We start from the raw sequence: 16,899 nt of genomic DNA, 5'->3' as shown, positions 1-16,899 counted from the left end.
CATCCCTTTCCTGCCTGCTATTTGTTGCGCTTAGGGAACCGCTCCAGCTTGCCCTTGCCCAGCCAAGGCATCAGCTTGCGCATCTTGGGCTTGGGCGCACGCACAAACACATCGCTCAGATTGTCGACAGACAACGGCGCATAAGGTGCCATATAGGGCACACCGAAGGGATTCAGTGTAACCATATGAACAGTGAGCACAATAAGGAACAGGACTATCCCGTAGAAGCCAAGAATACCGGCGACAATCAATAAAGGAAATCTTAGCATCCGGTAGGCTGTTCCGAGGTTATATATCGGAAAAGCAAAGGAAGCGATCCCCGTCAGGGAAACGATGATAACCAGCGGTGTGGACACGATTCCCGCAGCTACCACGGCTTGTCCTACGACGAGTGCTCCGGCAATACTGACCGCAGGCCCAACCTGCTGGGGCAGCCTGATGCCGGCTTCGCGCAGGCCCTCAAAGATAAACTCCATAATAAAGGCCTCGAAAACAGCCGGAAAAGGGACGCCCTCTCTGGCAGAGGCAATGCTGACCACGAGCGGTGTGGGAATGACCTGCAGATGGTACGTGGTCAGCGCCACGTAAAGGGAGGGCAGCAGCAGCGAAATATGCACAAAGGTATATCTGATCCAGCGCACAAAGGTGGCGTACATAAATCTGTCGGTATAATCATCAACAGCCTGCAGGCCGGACCAGTAGGTCATCGGTACAATGAGCACAAACGGCGTGTTATCCGTAATAATAACGACCTTGCCTTCAAGCAGGCTGGAGACTGCCACATCGGGCCGCTCCGTATTCTGGATTTGCGGAAAAGGAGAGAACACATTATCCTCGATATATTCCTCGATATTGCTGGAGTGAATGACTCCGTCAATTTCAATCTTCTGCAGACGGTCCCTCACTTCTTTTACCAGACTTTCCTTTGCAATGCCCTCCATGTAGCCGATAACAATATCCGTCTCTGTGACACTGCCCACCGTCATGCATTCCAGCTTCAGCTTGGAAGAACGAATACGCCGCCGGAGCAGGGAGGTATTGGTCCTCAGCGTCTCCATGAACGCATCCCGCGGGCCGCGGACGGCCTTCTCCGAGCTGGCTTCCTCAATCGAGCGTGTCTCCATCTTGACCAGATTGACCAGCATTACAGACGCGTTGCCCTCCGTGAAAATCGCAGTTTCTCCGCGCAGGATTGCCTTGACAACTTCATTCGTTTCATGCACCGCCCGGATCTGGAGGGTCGGAATAAAAATCCGCTTGAGCTCTTCTCCCTTGCCCTCCTCATCCTCTCCGGAGTTCTTGCGGAAATGCGCCAAAAGCGGCTGCAGCACAAATTCTTCCACAGCATGAGTGTCGCACATACCGTCCAAATACATCAGTGTCGCCCGGTTCACTCCGCCGGTGCTGCAATTCCGGTACATAATATCCGAGCAATTAAGGAACTCCTGCTGCATCCGCTCTATATTAGACATCAGCTCCGGCTGCAGCAATTCTGCTTCTTCACGCTTTTTATCTTCTTCTTGCTGTTTCATGCGGCATCACCCTCTTGTTGGTATTTGCCGCAGCTGGTGTAATTATGCATAAATTACGCAATCTTGAATGATATCCAGGGGAAAGCTTATCCAGTGCAGAAGGGAATCCGGCCTATCTTTTACAGTGGCCAACCTATAGAAATCCGGTTGATGGTGCGGCGTAAAACGGGTCGGTCATGCCTCCGAGATCAAACGAATAATGAATGGAAGATTATACAAAAGGAAATGAAATCCCGGGAGCAACCGCGCTGCCTCTCTATGGAGCATTTGTCTCAGAAGAAAAATGCCAGCTTTTGGGCGATATCTCAGGAAAAAAGGTGCTGGAAATAGGCTGTGGAAGCGGTCAATCCCTGCAGTATCTGGGGGACCGCAAAGCCTCTGAACTCTGGGGTATGGATATATCAGAAAAACAAATCGAAAAGGCCATGCAACATTTGGCCTCGTGCGGTCTTTCAGCAAAATTGATCTGTTCTCCCATGGAAGAAGAATGTGGTATACCGGAGAATTATTTTGACTTCGTTTATTCGATTTATGCCATAGGCTGGACCACCGACCTTGAGGGTACTTTTTGCCGGATCGCTTCTTACCTAAAAAAAGACGGCGTATTTATTTTCAGTTGGTCTCATCCTATACACAAATGTGTTGTTTCAGAAAATAATATGCTTGCTTTTAAAAAATGCTATTTTGATGAATCCTGGTATTCGGTATCGCTTGATGAAGGTACGCTAACATTATCGGACCGAAAACTGTCAACCTACGTAAATACGCTCTCAAAAGCGGGATTTGTAATTGAGCAAATGATTGAGCAGTCTGATGATGAAATTATGCAATCGCGGGACGATAACAGTGACTTTGCAAAAAAAGCAAAGATGCTTCCAGTAACCTTTGTAATCAAGGCAAGAAAACTATAGTCCTTTGTCAGGAGGCTTAGAAATACCTGTACCCGGCGCCTTCATGGACATCATAAGCCTTAAAGTGCACTTCAAAGCAAGCATAAATTCATTCCTCTTGTTCACTATCTTTCATTTTCTTAATAGAATTCAGTTCTTCTTTTCCGTGATAAGCACCTGCGCGTATAACAGCGTCTATCTTATGAAGATTCTGGACACTCTCTAAAGGATTTGCATCCAATAAAACTATATCGGCATTCTTACCTGCTTCCACTGTTCCCATATCATCCAGTCGCCCCAGAAACTCCGCTCCGTTAAAGGTAGCCATTTGGAGAACATGAAGAGGTGAGATGCCCGCTTTTTCAAGTTCATCAAATTCCTGGTGAATGGAGTTACCTGCATTCCGCCAATTGGCTCCGCCGCCTTCATCTGTGCCAACCAACATCTTAACGCCCTTTGAATCATAGGTCTTTGCCAATTTCAAATAAAGATCGTAGACCCCCTGTGCAATGGTTTTATCACTATCATTTGAGAACAGACCTAAATGCATACGTACCAGGGTCGGGCTTTGCCATGTGTTATTTTCAACGAATACATCGGCAAGCTGAATTGCCTTTTCTTCACTATAACTGTCAATCAAATGTTGCAGCTGTGCGAGATCCTCTTTCCCTCCAGAAGTCTTAATGGCTAAGCTGACGACTTGCTCGTTCACAAAATCTCTAAGACCCTTTATCTTCATGAAATACACGAAAACTGGATTGGACGTGATAGAGGGAAGTCCTGTCGCCTCTGCTCTCAAGATACTCTCATCCGTTGAGGCAGAGATTAACGCCCCGTTGTTGATTCCGAAATGTTCGACACTATAGAATCCGTTTTCCGAAGCCTTCTTCAAGTCCATATCAGGAAGCACGTGGCCTACAAATGGAAGATTTAATTTGTTCGCCTCCGCTTGAACGGCATCAAATACTTCTGGCGTAACACCCCCCGCTTTTATAAAACCGGCTCCCTCCTTTTGCTGCTCTCGAACGAACTCCTCAGCAACCTTTGGCGTAGGCGCGTTAATCGGTGTTAAGACATCGCCAGGCATCGCGAGCAAGGCCGGCTCTTCCGAAGAACTGGTAAAGGCACCGGATCTCCATTCCTTCAGCTGACCGGCAGAACCACTCATCTGCCTGAAGCCGGTTACTCCGTTAGCAAGCAGCAGAGACATGATTTCGGGGGTCTTCTCATCTCCTAGCACGTGCATGTGCATATTCAGGTACCCGGGTACCGCATACTTTCCGGCAGCATCAACAATCTTCGTGTCTTCGCCTGCCTTGATGCTTCCAGCCGGTGCAATGCCGATGATTTCCCCATCCTCAGACAGGATGCTCATGTTCGAAGTCAATTGACCGTTTTGTGTATCCACAATTGTTACATTATTCAGCAGCAGCTGATATGAAGCGCTTGGTTGTTCCAGGTTCATCGCGGTATAAGGCTGAATATTCACCATAGGTTGGCCGGCAAACAGGCCGCTCCATACGATGGCAAGCGCTAATATCCAATATAGCGGAACCCGCCACCCATGCCATAATTCCGTCCTTCTCAGGGCAATAAGCAAGCCCGCGCAGACAGCCAGAATCAGATAACCAAACCAGCGTTCATCACTGCTGATCATCAGCACCAGTACAATTCCAAATAAAAGCACAAACAATAGCATGAATCCAATTGTCTTTAGAATTTTTCTTTTTGCATTTTGCTCCATCGTACTTTCTCCCTCTTTTATCATTATTCAAGATCTGCAATGGCTCCTATTCGATTTCAATGCTGCCAAACGGGCTCGAAAATATTATAGTCGGGATGCTGCTGAAAATAATGGTAGCAGTCTGCGAAATCAACGGGCAGCTTCCCTAGTGTTTCAACAGGAGCCAATCACTATAAAGACGATTAATCGAAAAAATTCACTTTGCTAACAAAACTGATCTTGTGATACACAATGTATCATAAATAAAAATGAAAACAATCCAAAATCGAGAAGTGGAACAGGAGTGAGGGTAATGTATCGGATCGGAAATGATAAGCGAAAAACACAATCTGCCAAGCTTATTTGCCTGGGCATGGAAAAACTGACGCAAATACAGGATTATAACGATATCTCCATCACACAGATCATCTGCGTGTCCGGCGTGGGCAGAGCGACCTTCTATCGTCTGTTTGATGATAAATCGGATGTTGTGCTGTACCAAATGGAGTCGGTGTTCAAACCCGTTCTCTACGATAAATAACTGCAAAAACATGAATGTCCTTTAAATAGTCCCCTCAACCCAGAGCAAGAGAGTCTGCACCATTCATTAACAAAAAGGCCGGCTTGATCGCAATCATTCCGGCCTACAGAACCTTATTCAATTCTCCCCGCTGCTGCTCTCATCCCACTGTTTAATCTCCTGAAGCAGCTTCGGATAATCCACTGCTGAATAATCGGTTACATCCACTTCGTAGACCTTCCCCAGTTCGAATGTGTCATATCCTCTCGCCACGCATCTCTGGATGAATTCCTCCTTGGTTAGTATATGGTCAGCTGCATTCCGGTCAAGTAAAGAAATCTCCTTGTTATATGAAGTAACGATATGGCTTAGGTGCCTTGTCGGGTCCAGATCCCGCTTTTTTTGCCGTTCATACAGAACATCCGGTTCTGCGGTTAAGCGAATAGTCAGCACTTTATAGTTGTACCGTTCCGCCAATTTCTGAATACGCGGCTTCTGCTTCTGGCTGAAGGGATAATCGGATATGAGATTGCTTCCGGCGCGCATCTGCTGCTCCATCGTCTCAAAGTACAAGAACCAGGCCTTCTTTTCAATTTCCCGCTTCTCCTCAAGGTTTGAAAAACCATATACATCCGCTAAGTTTTCTTTCAGACTATCCTGAGACAGCATATAAAAAGCGCCGAAATAATCGTTCAGGATATTCCCAAGATACGTTTTCCCCGTACCCGGCAGGCCGGCCAATAATATTAACACTCTGTTCATAACTTATCTCACGGTATTAAGACGGCCTTCTTTATTCATGAAAATACCGATCTTGTGCTTCACAATTTCTTTCACGGCTTCATTGCACGGGATGATATTGTGGCGCAGCGATTTGTTCACTTTGGTTTCATTAAAAGTTTCTTTCGCGATCCGCGTCCAGGTCACCAGCAGCTCTGTACCGACATTGAACTTGCGGATTCCATTGTCAATGAGTTCATGAATATCCTCTTCGTTAACGCCCGTACCGCCATGAATAACCAGAGGCACATCGACGGCCGCATTGATTTCTTTAAGCAGGGGGATGTTCACTTGCGTCTTGGATTTGTATTGGCCATGATTCGTGCCGATCGCAATCGCCAAGGCATCCACGCCTGTTGCTTTCACGAACTCCACAGCATCCTGAGGATCCGTATAAATCCTCTGATCTTCATCCACATGGATGCCTTCTTCTGTACCGCCGATAGTCCCAAGCTCACCCTCAACGGATACATTATGTCTATGCGCATAATCAACGACAGCTCTTGTCTTCATAATATTCTCTTTGAATGGCAGATGGGAACCATCATACATCACGGACGTAAATCCTTTATCAATCGCTTCTTTTATATCATTGAAGTCTCTGGCATGATCCAGATGCAGCACGACATCCACCATTTCTGAGGTAGCCATGGCTTTGCAGACCGCCACGAAGTTCTCATGGCCTACATATTTCGCTGTGTCGATACTGGTCTGAATAATAATCGGCGCCCCCTGCTCTTTAGCGGCCCGGATCATGTCCGGCAGCATCTCCAGATTGTGCGCGTTAAAGGCGCCGACCGTATAATTCAATTCCTCTGCTCTGCGGGTTGCCTCTTTTAAAGTAATATACATGATGATTCCTCCTCAAATATTTGTCTATAACGGGTTTTTCTTCAGTGCACGCCTCGCGTAACATCCTTGGAAATCTGCATCAACTGATCCATTTTCTTGAGATATGCCTGCAGAGACTGTTCATCGTTAGCTTTAGCCGCCTCTGCGCGTTTTTTGTTATACAGCTTCAATAGGGTCTTGTAGACGTCTCCGACAGATTTTTTGAGCTGCAGGCTTTTCTCCAGCGCCACCATCGCCTGATCCTCATTCCCCAGCTCGTTGTAAGCCAGGCCGATCTCTCCATAGACTTTGGATTGTTCCGCTTCAGATTGCCCGCCTAACGCCTCCTCCTTTGAAGAGATTGCGGACAGCAATTCCTGCTTGCGTTCTTCCGTCAATACGTGTTCTACGGCTTCATCCTTCGGTTCTTTAATTTTCTTCTTGCCGAATCCAAGCATTGCCTAAACCTCCCGCCATCACTTTTTTGAATGCTAGAATGCTTTCATCAGCGGCCCGATAATCCAGGCATAGAGCAGGGCGGCGCTTACGGTATCCACATCTGTCGCTGTTGCATTGACGAAGCCCATGTTGTTAAAAACAGTAACGAGCAGCGCCGGCAGCAGCGTGATAAAGAATCCGTGGAAAATGCCTCCGATAATCGCCCCGCGGCGTCCGCCTGTCAGGTTGCCGAAGATTCCGGCAGTACCGCCCGCAAAGAAGTTGGTCAATATGCCCGGCAGAATCATCGCCCACCCAAAGACAGGCAGGACAAACATAGCAATAATGGAACCGATCGTCGTGGTGATGAAGCCTACGATTACAGCGTTAGGGCTGTACGGGAACAGTACCGGGCAGTCCAGCGCAGGCACCGCATTCGGAACGAGGCGCATCGCGATTCCCCGGAAAGCTGGAACAATCTCACCGAGCAGCAAGCGAACACCAGCAAGCAGGACGTATACCCCAACGACGAATTGAATGGATTGCATGAATGCATACATCATGTAATTCGTACTTCCGGATAAGGCGGCACCAAACTCCGGTCCTGCAAACGCTGCCGCAATGATATAGAGCGGAACCATAACGACCATCAGGGAGAGATACGTATCCTGCAGGAACTCAAACTGGGTGGGCAGCCTGATATCTTCAACCGATTTTTTATTCTCTCCGCGTTCACCGAAGAGCTTCGCTACACCCGCTTCAAATACATAGCCGACCGTACAAAAATGTCCAAGGGCAATATCGTCCATCCCTGTAATCTTACGGACGAACGGCTGGGCAATCGCCGGCATGGCTACGGCAAAGACGCCTCCAATGAACCCCCCTGCCAAAATCAGGGCAATGCCGCGCAGACCTGCAAAGTAACCGAACACCGTTGTCATGGTAGACATCCAGAGAATAGCCTGACCTGTCAGGAAAATATACTTCCACTTGGTAAACCGGGCAATCAGCACATTGAATACGAAGATCGCCAGGAAGGTTAGAGCGATATCACGGCCCAAGCCGAGTTCGTTCATAGCCTGGCCGTTAATAGCCTCAATCGAAGGAATAATTCCTTGCATATGGAAGCCTTCAGTGAAAACTTTTCCGAAGTAGGTTAAGCTGCCGACGATAATACCGGAGCCTGCCGATAGTACCATAAATCCCAGCAGCGTCTTGAGCGATCCCGAAATAATCTGTCCTACGGACTTTTTCTGCAGGATCAATCCGAGCATGGCGATTAGTGCGACTGTAATGGATGCCTGGGTCAAAATATTCTGAATAATAAAGTTAATTACTCCCATGGTTCCCCGCCTTTTCTTTCAGGAATTTTTCAAGCTAAAACGCCCTTTTCCTGTAGCACCGGAACGATTTTCTCTTCAATCTCCTGTTTGGACACGATATTCTTCAGATAGATAATTGTCGTCTGTTTAGGATCTATTGAGAATTTCTCGAATTGCTTCTGAAAATTCAGGGCGGTCATGATAATGTCCGGTTTGTTGGATACAGCAGAGGAAATATCGCTATGATCCAGTTTGGCTTCAACGCCAATCTTCTTCAGAACGTCCTCAGCCGCCATTTGGCAGGCAAAACTGCTTCCCAGACCCGCTCCGCATACGAACAAGATTTTTACTTTTTGCATATTACTCTCTCCTTTGGCCATACAATATTGGTTTTAGATTTAATGAATCTCTTCGTGCAGCACCTCATTGAATGTCTTTACATCTTCTGCGACGAATAACTTGCTCAATTTCTCTGTATCATCAATCAGCTCAACGAGACTTTTCATTATCTTTATATGTGAATGAGAATTCACTGCAGCTAAGCAAAACACCATTTTGACAGGATCATTGTCAGGATGTCCGAAATGGACCGGTTCCTTTAAAGTCATGACGCTGATGCCCAATTTCTTCACTCCGTCTTCCGGCCGCGCGTGCGCTAACGCTAAATGCTTGCCTACAACGATATACGGCCCGAATTCTTCAACCGATCTGATCATGGCATTGATATACCGCTCTTCAATGACCTCATCATTCAATAGGGGCAGTGCAACCTTGGTAATCACCTCCTTCCAGTTTTCCCCTTCCTGATTGAGCAATATATTGGAATCGTATAGAACATCTTGTAACATCGGCTGTATCTCCCTTGTATTAATTTTCAGATGATGCTGCTTGAAGGTCTCCTCAACTCGCTGATAGCCTTCCGGTGTGATGATACCGCCGCTGTCTGTAATTAACGCCAGAACATCTTGCATGAGCTTTGTGGCATCCAGCTTGTTGGAAATCTTTCTTCTTTTGTCCTTATGATTATTTAAGAACGCTTTCAATTCCTTCTTGTCACTTTCCATAAGAATCGGGTTCAATAAAAGAATAGGTTTTCTTGGATACTCGATCGAAATGGTCGTAAAGATCAAGTCTGCATCCAGTTTGTCGATGAAAGTGAGTTCATACGAGCTTAAGACCGCTATAATCTCGATGTTGAAATGCTTTTTCAAATTGGCGGCCAGCAGCTTTCCGGTTGAAATTCCATGGTTGCAGATCACAACCGCCTGATACACATATTGTTCTTCCTGGTTCATCCGGCTTGCCGAGGTAGAGAAATACACGGTTAGAAAGCCAATCTCATCTTCCGGCAACGACTTCTTGGTGTAATCCTCAATCCGCCTGCTGAAGCAGGCTACCGCATTATATATGGCTGCGTAGGTCTCTTTTATCGTGTCCTTCAAAGGATTGAATACTTGCAGCTCATTCTTGGCTCTGCTTAACAGTCCGTTGATATGCTTATACAAGCCTTCATATAAATCTTCTTCTTCCTGGGAAAAAGGAATCCCCGTTACCTTCTCCACATGCCCGATTAACTGAATTGCCAGCAATTGTGCCGCAACCCAATCCGACGAACTGTTCATATCCTTGGGCTTGAACGATTCAATAGTAAAGGTAATATATTTAATTTCATTGAGCGACGGGTATAGGGAGAAGTCTTCGCAAACCGCATCTACGAAACTTCGGACCGGACCTTCCTTAATTTCCGCCCTCGCTTTAGTTGAATCATTGACTGTATTGCCCCCCTGCACGCGCCTCACCCATGTGGCTACAAACAGGATGATCTGGTTGCGGTACAGCTGATTTGCCTCTGCGCTGGACTTTTTCAGTAATTCATCGTAATGATGGCCGAGCTGCTGCAGCACTTGCGGGTCCAGATATTCCAGCGCGAAGCTTGCAGCATCCGTTCTTTCATATCTCATCAGCTGGTCAATATCTGTCATGCTGTTCATGACTTCGTACAGCATAGACCGGATCGACCGCTCATCGCCTTGCAATACAATTCCCTGCTTCGTTAAACTCACTACCGAGGTTCCATACTGATATAAATATTGGCGGAGCTTGCGCATATCTTCATCCAGCGTACTCTTGGATACCTGCAGCTTTCTCTCCATTTCATATAGCAGCGTGGTCCTTGTCGTATCGGCAATCTCCAGCAGCAGAGCCAGAAACCGTTCATCCGGCCGGTAATAATCTTTGTCCGTATGGCCGCCGACTTGCGCCAGCAGCTTCTGCGTTGTCTGATCTGGCAGAACCAGCTTCATTCCCTGGCCTCGTGAAGTCGTCACCGCAGGATAATTATTCTCAGCCAGATATTCATTGATCAGCAGCAGTTCATTCCGTAAAGTTCGTTCACTAATATGAAATTCTTTGCTCAAGTCTTCAAAAGTCAAAGGCGTATTTACTCTTAGAAATCTGGAAAATATTCGCTGTGTACGTTCCTTCATGAAGGTTGGCTCCTTTCATAATCTGATTATAGGTGTCCAAATTAAGAAAGTTTAGTACATCTTTTTGCAACTTGAGATTGCAGAAATGTAAGCGCTCTAAATTCTGTGCTGCAGGCATTGTACTCCATCCGCGTGGAGGAAATGAGCGATTCGGAATGGAGTACAGTTCTAAGGCTGAAGGTCTGCAAAAGCGCCGCCACGCAAAAGAAGCCGGATTCATAAACGATAGATATACCGGGAAGATCGGCTCTACGGTCACTTTCCAGAAGTAAAAATCTGTTCTTTCCTTGTATTATTTATTACATCAAAAAGTCCCGATATAGGAAGTTCCTAACCGGGACTTTTATTGTGTTCATTTAAAACTCAGTACCACTGATTTCCATGCGTTAATGTTAGATTGCATCCACTTACCCGCAGCGGCTATATCCGCAATTCCCGCAGGTCTTGCAGCCCTCGATGTTGATCAGCGAGGCGCTGCCGCAGGATGGGCAGAGGTCGCGGGAGGCGGCGGCATGGCTGTGTGAGCCGTGGCCGCCGTGGGCGTCATCGGTGGAGGCCGCCGCCGGCACGCTGGATTTCAGCTCTGCGTTCAGGGCTTCGGTGAAATCCTCCAGCTCCAGGGTGGCCGCGATTGGAGCGGCCGCGTGGTCGTCATGTGCATTGTTCTGCACATGCGTCTCCAGTGCCTTCGCTACCGCGTCGGCGATGGACTCGACGCGGTTCGCGCCGAAGCCGATGGCGCCGGAGCCGCCGATGCCCTTGAGATGCTTGATCAGCAGCTCAACCTTCTCGCCGTGGTCGCCGTAGCGCAGGAACAGCGAGCAGACACGGCCCAGCGCTTCGGCCATGGCGAAGACATCGGAGCCGGCCTTGCCGACATTCAGGAAGATTTCGGCCGGAATGCCGTCCAGGTCATTGATGGTGATATACGCCATGCCGAACGGCGTGTTGATCTTGTAGGTAGCGCCGCGCAGGACCTGCGGGCGTTTTTTGTATTGTTTGTCTACGCCGCTCGCGGCCGCGGCTTGCGGTGCAGGAGCTGCCGCTGTGCTTGCAGTTGCAGCCGGTTCAGCTGCCGGAGCTGCGGCTTCCGGGACCGGAGCAGCCTTCTTGTCTTCCTTCTTCGAGGTTTCCAGCACCTGTACGTCACGGCTGCCGTCGCGGTAGATCGTTACGCCCTTGCAGCCCAGATCGAAGGCCATTTCATACAGCTCCGCCGTTTCTTCAACCGTGAAGTCCGACGGGCAGTTCGCCGTCTTGGAGATGGAGCTGTCCACCCAGCGCTGGATCGCCGCCTGTGCGCGGATATGATCCTTGGCCGACAGATCCATCGAGGTCACAAAGTAATCGGGAAGGTCCTCGCCCGGATGGGCTTCCAGCCATTCCTGGGCAATCGGCACGAACTGCTCGTCGTAGCCGAGACGGCTCTGGCGGAAGTATTTGAAGGCAAAATAAGGCTCGATGCCGGTCGATGTGCCAACCATGGTCCCCGTGCTGCCGGTAGGCGCCTGGGTGATAACGGTAACGTTGCGCATGCCGTGCCTGCGGATCGATTCACCGACTTCAGGGTAGGTTTCGGTGATGTTTTTCATGAAGCCGCTCAGCAGATATTTCTCGGTGTCAAAGGCCTGGAAGGAACCCTTCTCACCGGCAATTTCGGACGAGGCCAGATAAGCTTCGCGGGCCATGAAGCCATAGAGCTTGTCCAGAAACTCCAGCGATTCCGGACTGCCGTAGCGGATGTTCAGCTTGATCATCAGCTCGGCCAGGCCCATGGTTCCCAGGCCGACGCGGCGTTCCTTGCGCTGATTGGCTTCATTTTCCGGGAAATGGTACGGCGTCTTGTCAATCACGTTGTCCAGGAAACGCACGGAATAACGGGTAGTCGTCGCAAGATTGGCCCAATCCACATCATGGTTCTCCGCATCGTAGAACCTGGAGAGGTTGACGGCGGACAGATTGCACACGCCCCAGCCCGGCAGACCCTGCTCGCCGCACGGATTGGTGCAGATGATGGGATTGAAGTACCAGCTGTTGGACATCTGGTTGTAATACTCCATGAACACGACGCCCGGCTCAGCCGATTTCCAGGCCGATTCAATAATCGTATGCCATACATCCCGCGCCTTGACTGTGCGGTAAGGAATCACGGCCCGGCCATCGGCCTTCCATTTATCCAGATCGCCGTCCCAGACCGTATCGTAATCGGGATCGGTCGTATCCGGGAATACCAGCTCCCAGTCCAGATCCTCCTTCACGGCCTTCATAAAGGAGTTGCTGACGCACACGGACAGGTTCGCATTGGTCACCTGGCCCATCGTCTGCTTCACGGTGATGAAATCGACAACATCGGGATGCCAGTCATTGATCATCAGCATCAGTGCGCCGCGGCGGCTGCCGCCCTGCTCAATAAGCCCTGTCGTGTAGCTGAACAATCCGCCCCAGGATACGGAGCCGCTGGACGAGCCGTTAACGCCTCTGACGATGGCGCGGCGCGGACGGAGCGAGGACAGGTTGATGCCAACGCCGCCGCCGCGGGCCATAATCTCGGTCATTTCGGACAGCGTCTCCATGATGCCGCCCCGGCTGTCTTTGGGCGAAGGCACGACATAGCAGTTGAACAGTGTCAGCTCTTCGCTTGCTCCGGCGCCTGCGGCGATACGCCCGCCCGGAACGAGCTTCCAGTCATCGAGAATCGAGCGGAATTTGCCTGTCCATTCCTCCTGCAGCTCGGGCGTTTTCTCAACCGAAGCCATGGCGGCAGCGAGCCGGTCCCACATTTCTTCCGGTGTCTTCTCTATGTTAAGCGTCAGCTTTTCTACATCCGATTGCACAAGCTCGCCGCTGCGGGTCTTTACCGTAACGATGCGCCCGTTGCGTTCCACAATCTCCCCGACTTCCTTGGTCGGGAATTTCGGATCGTCCTTGGTCAGCACAAGCACTACATCGCCCACCTTGGCATTGCTGGTATCCGCATCCTTCCAGGCGTAGCGGTCCAAAAATATTTTTTCGCTCAGACCTTCAAGACGCTGTTTGCGTTCCACTGTACTCAATAGAAAAACCTCCCGGATATTGTGATATGTAAATCTTCACCAAGAAATACAAGGATGCTTCATGGGGCTGAGCCTGCAATTCCCTATACTTCAGCAAGAAACTTCAGTGGTATTGGCCGCAGCGGGCGTATAAGCAGGAAGTTTCCCTTGTCAATAAAAAGTAACCTTAAAATGAACGTTGTAATCAAAATTTCAAGCATTTGTAACAATATATTGTGCCAGTCAGCGTTTCAACTATACCACATATTGTGTAGAAGGTCTTTTTCGAAAATAGGAGCATCTCGGCGAAATATCGGCAAAAGATGGCACTTTTACTCCCTCTTGCTCGTTATTTTACAACATCGGGCCGAAAATAGCAGGTTATGAATTCTCTCTTTTACGAGCATACTACTCCTACGCATTTCGATATGAACCAAGCGCCGGAGGAGGCTGCAACATGACGCAATTATTCCGCAATCCCTTGCCCGAGAAGGATAGTACCCCTGCCCCGCTGCTGCCAGTTCCTCTGTCTTTTGAGCGAAACTGGCTGCATGATTTAGAATCAAGGCTGGACAAGGGAGGACCTTGGGGAGACTGGAGGTTATCCCGGCTGGCCATTCAAGGCGAGAAGTCGGGCCTCGTGACCAGCTTTGACGAGCTGCAGTGCATGAAGCATCTGTCCGGACTGTCTCCGCTTCCCCACCAGCTCGATACCGCCCATAAGGTACTGTTCCAAATGTCGGGACGCGCCATTCTCGCCGACGAGGTCGGCCTTGGCAAAACGATTGAAGCCGGGCTCGTCCTGAAGGAATATCTGGTGCGGGGACTGGTGGCCAAGGTGCTCATCCTTGTTCCCGCTTCGCTGGTGCTCCAGTGGGTGCGCGAGCTGAACACCAAATTCGGCATTTCCGCTGTAGCCCAGAAGAAGGCCTATTCATGGGGCAACGACATCGTGGTCGCCTCGATGGATACCGCCAAGCGTGATCCGCACAAGGAGATGCTGCTGAGTCAGGAGTATGACATGCTGATTATCGACGAAGCCCACAAGCTCAAGAACAAGAAATCGTCCAACTACCTGTTCGTCCAGCAGCTGCGCAAAAAATACTGCCTGCTGCTCACCGCCACTCCCGTCCAGAACGACCTCGGCGAGCTGTTCAACCTGATTACGCTGCTGAAGCCGGGCCAGCTCGGGAATCAGGGTGATTTTGCCACCAATTTTGTGGTGGACAAACGCCAGCCGAAGAACGAGGTCCAGCTGCGGGGCGAGCTCTCCAAGGTCATGATCCGCAACCGCCGCGGCGAAGGCCCGGTCAACTTCACGAAGCGCAAGGTGCGCAATATTCCGCTCACTCTCTCACCGGAGGAGAAAGTCTTATATGACGGCGTCACTTCCTTTGTCAAAGACCAATATCAGGAAGCGGGCGGCAATCTCAGCAGCATGCTCTCCCTGGTAACGCTGCAGCGCGAGGTGTGCAGCAGCCGGGATGCGGTCTTCATCACCCTTGTGAACCTGATCAAGAAGCTGCCGGCCGACTCGCCGAAGCGCGAGCGCATGATGGGCCTGCTCCAGACCATCCGCACGGTCAAGACGAACACCAAAGCGGAGAAAACGATGGAGCTGATCCGCGAAATGAACGAAAAGGTGATTGTCTTCACCGAATACAGGGCCACCCAGGAATATTTGCTGCAGTACTTCCGTGAGAACGGGCTGCAGTGCGTTACCTATTCCGGCGGGATGAACCGGGGCAAAAAGGACTGGATGATGGACCTCTTCCGGGGACGCGCCCAGGTGATGATTGCCACTGAAGCCGGGGGCGAGGGCATCAACCTGCAGTTCTGCCACCATATGATCAATTTCGATCTGCCCTGGAACCCGATGCGGGTTGAGCAGCGGATTGGCCGGGTGCACCGGCTGGGCCAGGAGAACGATGTGATGATCTACAATCTTTCCACCGAGGGCACGATCGAGGAGCATATTCTTCATCTGCTGCATGAGAAGATCAACATGTTCGAGATGGTCATCGGCGGGCTGGATGTCATTCTGGAGCGTTTGGAGAAGAAGGAATCCCTGGAAAAAAGCCTCTATAAAATCATGCTCGAAGCCCGCAGCGACGAGGAGCTGCGCAGCGGGCTGGACACACTCGGCGAATCGATCAGCGAGCTTACCCAAGATATTCAGAAGGAAAGCGGGGCAAAGCCATGACCTTAACCGTTCAGGAAATACGCCAGCAAGTCATGGATTACCTGGAAGCGACGGAATGCTCGATTATCGAGGCGTCGCCGCTGCATGTGACGGTGAAGCTCTCGCCCCGCGCCGACCGGATGCTTACGGAGCGGCCCTATTATTGGGGGTTCGTCGAGCGGACGGGCGTCGACCCCGAGACGCTGTCCTTCACCTTCGTCTTCGACCCGGAGAAGTACGACAGCCTGGCCGCGGCGGCGCAGGCGGCCCCGCCTTCCAGGCCGCCGCGCGGTGCAGGTGCGGCCGGGATGGAAGCCGGCGCGGAGAACGGTGCCGCGGCGGGGACGCCGCCGGGGGTCTCGGCTGATCCGCAGGACAGCATCCTTGCCCGCTACTTCGGGATCGTTCCGGCGCTGCCCCGGATCGGTCCGGGCATGATCAGGCGCGAGGACCTCATCTACGGCAGCAAGCGGCTGCGGCAGATCTGGGCTGCGGCCCGGGACGAGGGCAAATGCCTGCAGCTGTTCGAGGACCCGGGAAGCAGGCAGCGGATGACCTTGTTCTCGGCAGCCTATGAGCCGTGGCTCGGCGTCTGCTACAAGGTGGAGATGACCTGCGATTTGAAGCGGGAGGAGCTGCATTTCATCGGCGTCTCGCTCACCTCCGGGCTGATCGTCCCTGACTTTGAAGCCAGGCTGGCATCCAGGGAGCTTACCCCCCGCTTGCCCGAGAATATCCATATTCAGCCCTCGGAGCTGACTGTTGCTGCCGGAGCCGACAGACTGGAGGGCTATCTGACCTCCAAGCTGGCTCTCATGGACTATACCTGGGCCGAGGAAGCGCGCGAACGGCTGCAGCTGGAGCTGGGCATTGTGGATATTTACTACGGGGAGCTGCTCAAGGAGCAGGACGAGGAGAAACGGCAGGCTGTCCTTGAGCAGTACAACCGCCGCCGCCAGGAGACGGAATGGCAGTATGAGCCGCAGATTGCAGTTTCTGCCATAACGTACGGCCTCTTCAACCTGCGCAGCACATAAGATGCGACCCTGCTCGCTAAAAGCAGGCAAAAAAACAGCTGAATTCCCGCACGGCCGCACGACAGCAAGCAACAGTCTTTTTGAAGCTTGTCCTCTACAATAATAATCAGTACTTCTATTTGGGAA

At 50.6% G+C, this 16,899-nt stretch carries 13 protein-coding genes; 4 read left to right on the top strand and 9 right to left on the bottom strand.

Features of this window, described 5'->3' with window-relative positions:
• Positions 1-17: 17 nt before the first annotated feature.
• Positions 18-1,532 (bottom strand): spore germination protein, encoded by a 1,515-nt coding sequence (locus tag HYD27_RS14755; protein ID WP_219216362.1) that lies wholly within the window; start codon positions 1,530-1,532, stop codon positions 18-20.
• Between the two features lie 203 nt (positions 1,533-1,735).
• On the opposite strand from HYD27_RS14755, the gene HYD27_RS14750 reads away from it, so the two are divergent.
• On the top strand, positions 1,736-2,443 hold the full coding sequence (locus HYD27_RS14750) for a class I SAM-dependent methyltransferase (protein ID WP_219216361.1): 708 nt from the start codon (positions 1,736-1,738) through the stop codon (positions 2,441-2,443).
• Between the two features lie 88 nt (positions 2,444-2,531).
• On the opposite strand, the gene HYD27_RS14745 is transcribed toward HYD27_RS14750, so the two are convergent.
• Positions 2,532-4,166, bottom strand: a complete 1,635-nt coding sequence (locus tag HYD27_RS14745; protein ID WP_219216359.1) for an amidohydrolase family protein — start codon at positions 4,164-4,166, stop codon at positions 2,532-2,534.
• 292 nt (positions 4,167-4,458) lie between these two features.
• Here HYD27_RS14745 and HYD27_RS14740 point away from each other — a divergent pair, with 292 nt between their 5' ends.
• Complete coding sequence (locus tag HYD27_RS14740; protein ID WP_219216358.1) at positions 4,459-4,686, top strand: TetR/AcrR family transcriptional regulator; 228 nt, start codon at positions 4,459-4,461, stop codon at positions 4,684-4,686.
• 117 nt (positions 4,687-4,803) lie between these two features.
• Here HYD27_RS14740 and HYD27_RS14735 read toward each other — a convergent pair whose 3' ends face one another.
• The 7 genes from HYD27_RS14735 to HYD27_RS14705 form a co-directional block, all read right to left on the bottom strand.
• Entirely contained in the window at positions 4,804-5,427 is a 624-nt protein-coding gene (locus HYD27_RS14735; protein ID WP_219216357.1) for a P-loop nucleotide/nucleoside kinase family protein, read from the bottom strand.
• Positions 5,428-5,430: 3 nt separating this feature from the next.
• The gene (locus tag HYD27_RS14730) at positions 5,431-6,297 is read right to left on the bottom strand and encodes a class II fructose-bisphosphate aldolase (RefSeq protein ID WP_219216356.1); all 867 of its coding nucleotides are present in this window, start codon (positions 6,295-6,297) and stop codon (positions 5,431-5,433) included.
• Positions 6,298-6,338: 41 nt separating this feature from the next.
• Positions 6,339-6,734 carry a tetratricopeptide repeat protein gene (locus tag HYD27_RS14725; protein ID WP_219216355.1) on the bottom strand — a complete coding sequence of 132 codons (396 nt, stop codon included), beginning with the start codon at positions 6,732-6,734 and terminating at the stop codon, positions 6,339-6,341.
• A 33-nt stretch (positions 6,735-6,767) separates the two neighbouring features.
• Complete coding sequence (locus HYD27_RS14720; protein ID WP_219216354.1) at positions 6,768-8,057, bottom strand: PTS sugar transporter subunit IIC; 1,290 nt, start codon at positions 8,055-8,057, stop codon at positions 6,768-6,770.
• 29 nt (positions 8,058-8,086) lie between these two features.
• Positions 8,087-8,395 carry a PTS sugar transporter subunit IIB gene (locus HYD27_RS14715; protein ID WP_219216353.1) on the bottom strand — a complete coding sequence of 103 codons (309 nt, stop codon included), beginning with the start codon at positions 8,393-8,395 and terminating at the stop codon, positions 8,087-8,089.
• Positions 8,396-8,434: 39 nt separating this feature from the next.
• Positions 8,435-10,522, bottom strand: a complete 2,088-nt coding sequence (locus tag HYD27_RS14710; RefSeq protein WP_219216352.1) for a BglG family transcription antiterminator — start codon at positions 10,520-10,522, stop codon at positions 8,435-8,437.
• Between the two features lie 407 nt (positions 10,523-10,929).
• A complete protein-coding gene (locus tag HYD27_RS14705; protein ID WP_219216351.1) occupies positions 10,930-13,575 on the bottom strand; it encodes an adenosylcobalamin-dependent ribonucleoside-diphosphate reductase in 2,646 nt (881 codons plus the stop codon).
• A gap of 436 nt (positions 13,576-14,011) precedes the next feature.
• Between HYD27_RS14705 and HYD27_RS14700 the strand changes: the two genes are divergently transcribed.
• Entirely contained in the window at positions 14,012-15,757 is a 1,746-nt protein-coding gene (locus tag HYD27_RS14700) for a DEAD/DEAH box helicase (RefSeq protein ID WP_219216349.1), read from the top strand.
• Positions 15,754-16,773 carry a YqhG family protein gene (locus HYD27_RS14695; RefSeq protein ID WP_219216348.1) on the top strand — a complete coding sequence of 340 codons (1,020 nt, stop codon included), beginning with the start codon at positions 15,754-15,756 and terminating at the stop codon, positions 16,771-16,773. Before HYD27_RS14700 ends, HYD27_RS14695 begins: the two co-directional genes overlap by 4 nt.
• Positions 16,774-16,899 lie beyond the last annotated feature (126 nt).

The sequence above is a fragment of the Paenibacillus sp. S150 genome (genome assembly GCF_019352175.1).
Lineage (GTDB): Bacteria > Bacillota > Bacilli > Paenibacillales > Paenibacillaceae > Paenibacillus_AQ.
Note: the sequence above shows the minus strand (reverse complement) of the source record. Positions and strands in the feature narration are given on the sequence as shown.